This is a genomic window from Alienimonas chondri (assembly GCF_013036045.1).
In the GTDB taxonomy this organism is placed as follows: Bacteria; Planctomycetota; Planctomycetia; order Planctomycetales; family Planctomycetaceae; genus Alienimonas; species Alienimonas chondri.
The window spans coordinates 1-7,440 of the sequence record NZ_WTPX01000189.1; the positions used below are offsets into that span (position 1 = coordinate 1).

The 7,440-nt window shown below is 66.8% G+C and carries 5 protein-coding genes; 1 reads left to right on the forward strand and 4 read right to left on the reverse strand.

All coding sequences use genetic code 11. The features are described 5' to 3' along the window. The 3 genes from LzC2_RS19065 to LzC2_RS19075 all read right to left on the reverse strand — a co-directional run. Nucleotides 1-1,931, reverse strand: a 1,931-nt coding sequence (locus LzC2_RS19065; RefSeq protein ID WP_171189622.1) for an alpha/beta hydrolase family protein, incomplete at its 3' end; no start/stop codon positions are given. 52 nt (nt 1,932-1,983) lie between these two features. Next, nucleotides 1,984-2,934: a dienelactone hydrolase family protein gene (locus LzC2_RS19070; protein WP_171189623.1), complete on the reverse strand. Its 951-nt coding sequence runs from the start codon at nt 2,932-2,934 to the stop codon at nt 1,984-1,986. 87 nt (nt 2,935-3,021) lie between these two features. Further along, entirely contained in the window at nt 3,022-4,056 is a 1,035-nt protein-coding gene (locus LzC2_RS19075) for a 3-keto-disaccharide hydrolase (RefSeq protein ID WP_171189624.1), read from the reverse strand. A 188-nt stretch (nt 4,057-4,244) separates the two neighbouring features. Here LzC2_RS19075 and LzC2_RS19080 point away from each other — a divergent pair, with 188 nt between their 5' ends. Further along, the gene (locus LzC2_RS19080; RefSeq protein WP_171189625.1) at nt 4,245-5,501 is read left to right on the forward strand and encodes a hypothetical protein; all 1,257 of its coding nucleotides are present in this window, start codon (nt 4,245-4,247) and stop codon (nt 5,499-5,501) included. Between the two features lie 21 nt (nt 5,502-5,522). Here the strand turns inward: LzC2_RS19080 and LzC2_RS19085 are convergent, their stop codons facing one another. Beyond that, nucleotides 5,523-7,328, reverse strand: coding sequence for a DUF3472 domain-containing protein (locus LzC2_RS19085; protein ID WP_171189626.1), 1,806 nt, complete (start codon nt 7,326-7,328; stop codon nt 5,523-5,525). Nucleotides 7,329-7,440: the final 112 nt, after the last annotated feature.

A 7,440-nucleotide genomic window follows, 5' to 3' on the forward strand; every position in this document is an offset into this window, starting at 1 on the left:
GCGACAGGGGGCGGCGGGGCGACCGGGGGCGTCTCCCAGCGAAGGACGTGGAACCGCGGCGACGCTCCCTTCCACGCCCCGCCGACGATGCGGGACGACGGCGTTTCGCCCCGCGGCGCCCGCAACCGCTCCGCCGGGCTGAGCGTCAGACCCCTCACGTCGCTCCAGTCCGCCAAAGGCTCGCCGGAGTAGTTCTTGAAGTCCCCGGGCGAAAGTACGACCGTCTGCCGCTCCCCGCCGCCCGCCAGCGGCACGACGGCGACGGAATCATCGAGGCGGACGATCAAGTCGTTCGGCTGATCCGCGGAGACCTCCAGCGCCAGCGTCGCCCCGGCGGGCGCGGCGTACATCTCGTCATGGATCTTATACGTCGTCCGGGCCCAACTCTCGGGCTTGTAAGTGAACCATTCCCGCTCCCAGTCCGGGCCGAACGATTCAATGTCTGCGGAGCGTCGCAGCGTCGGTCGCACGCCGTTCTCCCGCAGCCCCTCTGGCGTGGCAGTGATGAGCAACGACGACAGATTGATCGTCTCCGCCGTATACGTCCCGTAATAATAGCCCGCCCCGGTCACCGGCTCGTCGAGGGCGTAGGTCACGTTCGCGAACGCCCAGAGGGGGCGGTCGGTCGAGCCGACGGGCAGCGCCGCGGTCCATTGTCCGTCGATCTGCTGTGCCGGAGCGTGTCGCCAGTAACGGGTTTTGACGTCCTCCCGCTCGGACGGCGTCTCGTTCGGCCGACCGTCCTGCGTGTAGAAGACGTTCACGTCGAGAATCGGCCGCGATGCGTCCGGCTCCACCGACAGCATCGGCACGCCTTCGGCGGCGTTCAACACAAGCGTCGTCCGCGGCGTCGCGGGGGTCTGAAACGTCCCCTTGAGATGCTGGTCGAACCACAACTGCGTGGCGACTTCGTATTGAGGGGTGTCCTGATGGTTGTGATGCGGGGAGCAAACGACCCGCCACTCATCGGAGGCGATTTCCTGAACCGCCTTCGGAAGATCGCCGATCCGCCCGTGGAAATCGTTCGCGGGGCTGAGAAAAATAATGGGACAGGAGACCTCCCGCAGACTGACGTCGTCGCCCAGCGTCGCGTTGAACAGCGGGCTGTCGTTGTAGCGATCGCTGATGCCGCCGCAGGAGGGCGCCGCGGCCTTCACGCGGTCGTCGACGGCGGTCATCACCGTGAGTTTCCCGCCCATGGAATGCCCGTAGACGCCCAGCCGGTCGGGGTCGACCGCGGGCTGATTCTCCAGAAACGTCAATGCCCGCCGGGCGGCCATGGCGGCGAGGAACCACCCGCTGTTCCGCGGCGACTCGACGGCATCCAGCGTCCACGCCGCCGCCTTGGCGCTGGGGAAGACGTTCCCCGGGTTGCGGCCGGGGGCGTGATAGCCGTCGACGGCGCCCCAGTCGGTGGTCGGTCGATAAGCGGGGTCGTCCGTCTCGCCATCCCAGAACAATTTCACCTCGGCGGGGCCGACTCGATAATCTTTTGCCGAGATGCGCCCCGCCCACGCGATCGAGACCGTGGCGTACCCGCGTTTCGCGTTGGTGATGCAGGCGTTCGCGTCGGCGAACTGCCCGCCGCCGTGGATCTGCACCAGCCCGGGGACCGTTTCCCCCTCCGCCAGTCCCGCCGGAGCGCCGTAGATCGCGGCGAGCGTCGCCTTCTCCCCTTTAAAGACGCCGATACGGAATCGCACGATCTTTAGAGCGACGCCCTCGTCCTCCCATTCACGCAGCGTTTCCGTTTCGAGCGGCTCCGCTCTCGGATCGAAGCCGGCCCACATCTCCTCGAAGTTCGCCGGCGCCCGGCCGTCGACCAGCGGCGGCAGGGTCTCCGCGAGCGGGCCGTCGTCGCCCGCCGCGGTCGACGGCAGCGCCGTCGCCGCGATCGAGACGAGCAACAGGGTCGGGACGAACGTTCTCATGGGAACAAACTCTCGGGGGGCAATCATCAGTCTCGCAATGAAAACTCCGGATTCACCCGGCTTTCAAGCGCTTGTTGAAGAAGGCGAGGGTGCGCTCCCACGCGAGCTTCGCGGCGGCTTCGTCGTAGCGGGGGGTGGTGTCGTTGTGGAACCCATGGTTCGCTCCCTCATAGACGAACGCTTCGAACGGCACGCCGGCCGCTTTCAACGCCGCTTCATAAGCGGGGGCGCCGGCGAGGATGCGCTCGTCGAGTCCGGCGTTATGAATCTGCACCGGCGACTTGATCTTGGGCACGTCGGCGGCGTCCGGCTGACGGCCGTAAAAGGGCACGGCGGCGTCGATCACCTCGGGGATTCGCACCGCCAACGTGTTTGCCATCCCCCCGCCGAAGCAGAAGCCGACCACGCCCACCTTGCCGGTCGAACGGGGGTGCGCGTCGAGCCACTTCGCGGCGGCGATGAAGTCTTCGGTCATCTCCTCCCCGTCGCGTTTCCGCTGCATCGCGCGGCCCTCGTCGTCGTTGCCGGGGTAGCCGCCCAGCGGGGTGAGCGCGTCCGGGGCGAACGCCACGAACCCCGCGACGGCCAACCGCCGGGCGACGTCTTCGATATACGGGTTCAGCCCGCGGTTCTCATGGATCACCAGTACAGCGGGCAACTTCACCTGCGCTCCAGCCCCGGCACTCCGCGCGGGCATGGCGAGCAGCCCGCGGATCTCCCCGCCGCCCTTGGGAGACTTGTAAGTCGCCATTTCCGCAACGATGCGGGGGTCGTCCGGTTTGACCTGCTGGGCGAGCGCGTAGTTGGGCGCCAGCGAGGAGATCAGCGCCTCCGTCCCGATGCCCGCCGCGACGAACGCGGCGGCTTTGCGCGTAAAGGTCCGCCGGTCGATCCGGCTGTGGGCGAGGTCGTCGTAGAGGTCCAGCAGCCGCTGGTCGTAGGCCGAGGCCGGCGGACGCTCGGCGGCGGGGTCGAGATCGGACGGTTGATCGGCGGCGGACATGGGCGAGGCTCCGGGGAACTGGGAGGGAACGGCCGGCAGTTTACCGAGTCCGCCCCGCCGGCAGGGAGCGACGGCGGATGGGCGGCCTCAGTCTCGCACGACGGGGGCGAGATAAATCTGGCGAAACGCGACGCTCGTATGATCGCCCTGCAAATAGATCGGGCCGGGCTTCGAAGGATCGGTATAAATCGCCCCGGCGGTCGGGGCGGAGATCGGTTGATTGTCGATCACCGTCGTCCCGTTCAAGACGACGGTGACGTGCCGATCGACCAGGGTGATATCGTAGGTTTGCCACTCCCCGCCGGGCCGACCGGCGTTCTCCGAGGGTGCGATCGCCCCGAAGATCGCCCCCACGCCCTGCTCCCCCTGCATCCGACTGTCCCGGTCGACGACCTGGGCCTCGTACATGCCGCGGAGATAAACGCCGCTGTTCCGGTTCTCTTCGACCAGAAATTCGAGGTGCAGCCAGAAATCCTCGAACTCCTCCACGGTCCGCAGATTCGCGTGGGCGCCGGTCGCGCTGAAGTCGGTCTTCGGCGTGCTGTTGACCAGCAGGCCGTCTTCGACGCTCCAACCATTAATCTTATCCGCTTCGTGCGGTCGCCAGCCGGTCAGATCTTTGCCATTGAACAGCGCGATCGGATGGCCGAACCGCACATTGGACAGGTCGGGGGCTTCGTCCGGCATCGGCGGAATCCGCGTCCCGGTGAAGGCTTCCCGCTCCTCGGTGCCGTCCGCGAGCCTGCGAATCAACACGCCGTCGAGCCGGCCGTCTTTCAATCCCGCATCGACCGAAGTCGCCGTTCCCACGTTCTGTCGACGGCCCCGATCGACCCGAAACCGCAACCGCCCGTCGGCCGCCGGCACGGCGTCATACGGTCCGTCCGGGCCGATATAACGTCGAAAGAACACCTGCGCCCCGTCGTTTTTCTCGACGACCCGCATCCACCCCGGCGTGCCGGAGGCGAATCGCAGCGACCAATCCCCCGCCAAGCCGTCCGGCTCCCCGGCGCCTGCCGCCGTCCCCGTGACGGACGTCCCCGCAACGAGGGCGAGCGCGGCGAGCCACAGCCCTCTTCGATTTGGTGCGAAGGAGAAGGTGCGGCGACGGGCGTGGAGCATCACGGGGCCAGTTCGTTCCGAGTCGAGTTCCTCCCAGTGGACACTGAAGAGAGGTCTGCGGCCACTCCCACCGTCCACAGTGGCGGCTCGGCCCGCCGGGGCGCATTTCTCCGTCGCTGTTTCTCGCATCGCGGGCGTATAGAATCAGGAATTCACGACTGCACCCATTCGTCTGTGAGGGGATCTCCGTGCGACGACTCTGCTTCATCCTTCCCGCCGCGGCGGTCCTACTCTGCGCGGCCCGGTCGGGAGCGGCACAGGAGGTTCAGTCCCCGGAGCAGCAGGCCGCCGCGGCCAATCGCATCCTCAACGACTGGCGGGCGGCGGAGCGGGACGACACGGAGCCGGAGGAAGCGGAACGGCTCCTCCGCATCGTCTGCTGGACCCCCGCGGACCGGGAGTTCCCCGCGAACTATCAGGAACGCCTCGACCGCATCATGAAGCACATCCAGGCGTTCTACGCCGACGAGATGGAGCGGCTCGGGTTCGGTCGGCGGTCGATTCATTTAGAGGTCGATTCCGAGGGAAAGACGATTCTCTACACGGTCCGCGGCGAACAGCCGACGAGCCATTACGGCAAATCGTCCGGCCGCGAGATTCGCGGCGAGTGCGTCCCCGCGTTGGCCGCTGAGGGGATCGACGCCGACCGCGAGACGATCGTGATCTTCTGCAACCTCGCCGACTGGGACGGAAAGGCGCTGCGGTTCTCCCATAACTCCCCCTATTACGCCGGCGGAACCGGCGCCCGCGGCACGGCTTGGCAACTGGATTCCCCGGAGCTGGACGTGATCCAACTCAGTCGCACGCGGCCGATGATGTTCGACGGTCAATACGGCCGCATTTCGCTCGGCCGTCATAATTCGATCTTTATCGGCGGGATCGCTCATGAACTGGGCCATGCCCTCGGCTTGCCGCACGGCACGGTTCCCCGCGCGCAGCAGGTTCGCGGGATGCCGCTGATGGGCAGCGGCAACCGAACCTATGGGGAAGAGTTGCGGAACGAAGGACCGGGCAGCGTGCTGGCGTTCCCGCACGCCTTGCGGCTCGCCTCGCATCCGCAGTTCTCCGGCTCGGTGAAGGCGATACGAACGGCGCCCGAGGCCCGATTCGAGGATCTGGCGATCGCGGCCGAGGACAAGACGATCTCCGTCTCCGGGATCGTGACGGGCACGCCCCCGGTGTACGGCGTGGTCGCCTATTTTGATCCCGCCGGCGGGGGCGATTACGACTCGCTCGTCGCCTCCGCCGTTCCGGACGCCGACGGCCGCTTTGCGCTGTCGGCGACCGACCTGGCGCCGGGCAAGGATGCCCAATTGCGGCTCATCCCCCTGCACTGCAACGGCGCCGTTCAAGGGGGCGCCGCGTCGCCGACCTCCCCCTTCACCTACGACTATCAGGTTGACGAGGAGGGAGTCCCCGACGTCTCGGCCGTGAAGATTCGCTGAACGCCGGCGCTTCCGAACGGTTCATCGCGTCGTGAAGGTTTCCGTCGCGGGAGTCCAAACCTGAGCGACTTTCCCCTGCAGGAGCAGCCGGAAGTAATACGTCGTGCCGGGTTCGAGGCCGTCGATCGTCACTTCGTTCCGCCCGATCTTCACCCCTTCCAAAGCTATGCGGTCGGCCCATTTCCACTGCTCCACGAAGGGATAGCCGCGGTCGTTGATGTCGTGGGGGAATGTCGCGCCGTCTTCGGGGCCGTAATACAACGTACCGACGCCGGTGAGGTCGCCTTTCTCGACACGATATTGAATCGTCGCGGAGGCGCCGTCGACGCTCACTCGGCTGGGGGCGGAGACCTCGATCGGTAGATTCAGCAGCGACCGCAGCTTCGCTCCTTGGAGATAATCCGGTCGTTCGTCGGCGGAGAGTCGAAACCGATCCGGCAGATCGACGTCCGCCTTCTCCACATCGTTCGGGAACCAGCCGCCGGTGGAAAGATAAAACCAGCCGTCGTCGGTCACGCCGTGCCGTCGATGGGAGAGGTCTTTAGCGCCGCGGTAGGCGCCGTGCGCCAGACGATCGATCTGGCTCCACTCGCCGTTCTCAGTCATCATCCAGCCTCGCACGTGGGATTCGCGGCGAAGGTGCGGGGAGGGATAGAGAACCTCCATAAAATGGCCGACACTCAGATCGTCGGACCGACGGGGCTTTTTCAGACTTTGACCGCAGCCGAACAGTTCCCACTCGCCGGTGTCCAAGTTGAGGAAGTGACAGGCGTACGTCTCGAATTGAGGGCCGGGAATCTTCGAAACCGTCATCACCTGCCGCCGCGTCGGCTTCATCGCGGCCCACGGATTCTCGCCGATCGGCTTCACGCCGATGCCCTCGTGCCCGAAAACCGTATATCGGGCATCGGCTCGATAGGCCAACAACCGCGAGAGTTTCGACACCTCCCCCGCGCGGGCGGCGTCGCCGTCGGACCACAGGGAGAAGTTGGCGCCGCCGAAGCGGTTCTCCAAGTTCTTCCAAGTGGACCCGAAATAACCGAACGGGGTCGTGACGGGGAAGTATTGTCCCGGCTGATCGGGCGTGGCGATGCGAACTTCGACCACCGCCAGCCGTACGCCCCGCGGGGCCGCCGTGCTGTGCAATCGCCCATGCACGGCGCCGGCCCCGGGGGAGCGGATCGACATCACGGTCGCGTCGGCCACGGCCTCGCCCTTGAGGAGCAGTCCCTCAATCGCTCCGACTTCGGCCGCGGGTTCGAACGACGTGCCCGCCGCAAGATGCACCTCATAAAAGCCCGGTTCCGGGACGTTCAACTCCACAGACGCCTGCGGTGCAAAGCCGTTCGTCGCCCGGGTTATGAATTCGGCGGCGTCGACGTCCGTGCGCTCGTTCGCGACGGAAACGCGTTTCAATCGCACCTGCACCGTCCGGCCGGCGTTCGCCCGGTCGATCTTCAGCGTCGCCGTCGCGTTGACCGTCCCGGCGTGCGGAAACGCGACGCCCCAGACGGCCGCGGAGCCGTCGGTCGACCAACCGTCGATGTGCGTGCGGAACCCCGCGTGGGCCGTGATTTTCTCGCTCCGCCGAGCCCTGTCGTACCGCAACTTCATCGTCCCGGGGGACTCGCAATAAGCCGCGTTCGCCGTCAGTTCCAAGCGCTCGCCGACGGCCCGCCCCGCGGGGGCGCCGGGGTCGATGCCCGGCTTCAGCGCCTCGTAGCCCTCTCCGCCGAAGCCTTGTGCGGGCAGGCTCGCGGGAGCGAACAGCAGAGCGACGAGCGTCGCGATCGTCGCTTCGAAGGCGTAAAGGCGGCGTGGAATCATGAACAATCGACCGTGTGCGGAAGGAACTGCGTGCGTGAGGATAGCCGTTCGGCGCCCCCGGCCCCGCGCGGGCGCGACGCGGGGGCGGGGTTCCTAAACTCCGCCCCCGCCC